This is a genomic window from uncultured Campylobacter sp. (assembly GCF_938030785.1).
Classification (GTDB): Bacteria; Campylobacterota; Campylobacteria; order Campylobacterales; family Campylobacteraceae; genus Campylobacter_B.
This window is the reverse complement of record NZ_CALHIK010000051.1, coordinates 1-1,812: the sequence shown is the minus strand read 5'-3', so window position 1 is coordinate 1,812 and position 1,812 is coordinate 1. Positions and strand designations below refer to the sequence as shown.

At 51.3% G+C, this 1,812-nt stretch carries 2 protein-coding genes; both read right to left on the bottom strand.

Going from position 1 to position 1,812, the window contains the following annotated elements; all coding sequences use genetic code 11:
* Window positions 1-392, bottom strand: a 392-nt coding sequence (locus Q0438_RS02645; RefSeq protein ID WP_299187064.1) for a 4Fe-4S binding protein, incomplete at its 3' end; no start/stop codon positions are given.
* Window positions 389-1,812, bottom strand: a 1,424-nt coding sequence (locus tag Q0438_RS02640) for an oligosaccharide flippase family protein (protein ID WP_299187061.1), incomplete at its 5' end; no start/stop codon positions are given. The genes Q0438_RS02645 and Q0438_RS02640, both read right to left, overlap by 4 nt.

The window sequence follows — 1,812 nt, the reverse complement described above, 5'->3', positions numbered from 1 at the left end:
GCGCATATCGCATAATCGATCAGCCCGTTTTCAAAAAGCGCGTTAAAGATAAAATTTCCCGCACCCCCGGAGGCCGAACTAAGGCGCTGCGCTTCATCCTTTTTATAAAACTCGTACGTGTTTAAAAATTTCGCAAAATCGCCGCTTTGATTCGGCAGATCGGCGTAAATTTTACGATTTAGCGCGTCCTCAAAGCCGTCCTTTTGATAAAACGGACAGACCTTGAGGCAGAGATCGCACCGCTCGTCGCAACCGGGAATCTGCCGCACTTCGTAATTGCTGCTCGGCGATATGTGCATCTGCAGCACGCTTTGCGGACAGATCGCCGTGCAGACGCCGCAGCCGATACAGCGATTTTTGGACGCGACTTCGCTTACGACGTTAAAGCTCATAATCTGCTCCTAATCTTGGCTAGCGCGGCGCCGAAGATCGCGCGCTCATAGTCGTTCATCACGAGCTTTACGGCGATAAACGTAAAAATCGCTATGTAAAGCGAGCCGCAGACGAGCAGATACGCAGCGCCGCTTAGGCTCAGCGCGTAATTTATCGGCAAAATGATCGCTACGGCCAAAAGCGACGGAGCCAGCATTCGAGCGATGTTTAGCCAAAATTTCGCCATATCGAGCCCGATTTTGAAATGGTAGTAAAAGTTCATTAAAGTGATGTTTAGTAAAACCAGCGATAGCGCCGTGCCCACCGCGCTTCCTACGCCGCCGTAGAGCTTGGCTAGCGGGATGGAGACGGCGATGTTTAAAAACGTCATAAATAGCGCCGCGATCGCGCGGAAGCGAAATTTATTCTTCGCCTGAAGGATCGAAAGCCCTAAATTTTGAATAAGCGGCACGCAGACGGGGATAACCAAAATAAGCGCGATCGTGTATGAAATTTCATACTGCGCGCCCGCCCATAAAATGATGAACTCGCGCCCGAAAATTATCAGCATCGAGCAGATCAGAAAGATGACGTAAAACTGCAGCCTGCCGATCTTTATAAACTCAGCAGTAAGCTCTGCGTCGCTGCTATTTGCGCTTACCATCTTTGAAATTTTAGGCAGCATCACGCCGCTGATGGTAACCGAAAGCGTAATAAAAGTGGAGTTTATCATCGCCGCGACGCTATATTGCGAGACTACCGTCGTGCCCGCGACTACGCCTAGGATGAAATTATCCGCGCTCCAATTTACCTGATCGACGATCATCCCCAAAAAGATGAAAAACGAGTAGGAAAATACTTGCTTTAGCACGCCCGCGTCGAAATTTCGTACGCTGATGCGCGGCGCGATTTTGCGCCTACAGTAGATGAAATCCGCTGCGACGCAGAATAAATTTACCGCCGTGGCGCAGGCTACGATCGCGACCGATTTATGCCCCAAAAGAAGCACAGGCACCGCGATTGCAGGCAGCAAAAGCGTGCGCAAGATGGCGATGAGCTTGATGAATACGAAATTTTCGTGCGCTGTGAGGATCGACGAGTAGATGCTAAATGGAAAGCTCACGGCCAAATTTAGGCTCAAAAGCGCAAACATTATGCGGATCTTGCGGATCTCCTCGCCGCTTAATTTTGCGCCGAAGATCGCGTCCGCGTAGGCGATCACGAGCGCGCCGATAAGCAAGACGAGCGCGCTCATCACCAGATAAACGCTAAAGATCGTGCCGTGCAGGCGCAGCGCCTTTTCGCTCTCGCCGCTTGCTGCGTATTTGGCGCTAAAGACCGTGATCGCGTTGCCGAAACCCAGATCCAAAATCGCCAAATAGCCGATGACGCTGGCGCTTAGCGAATACAGCCCAAACTCGCTCTCTCCCAGCATCCGCA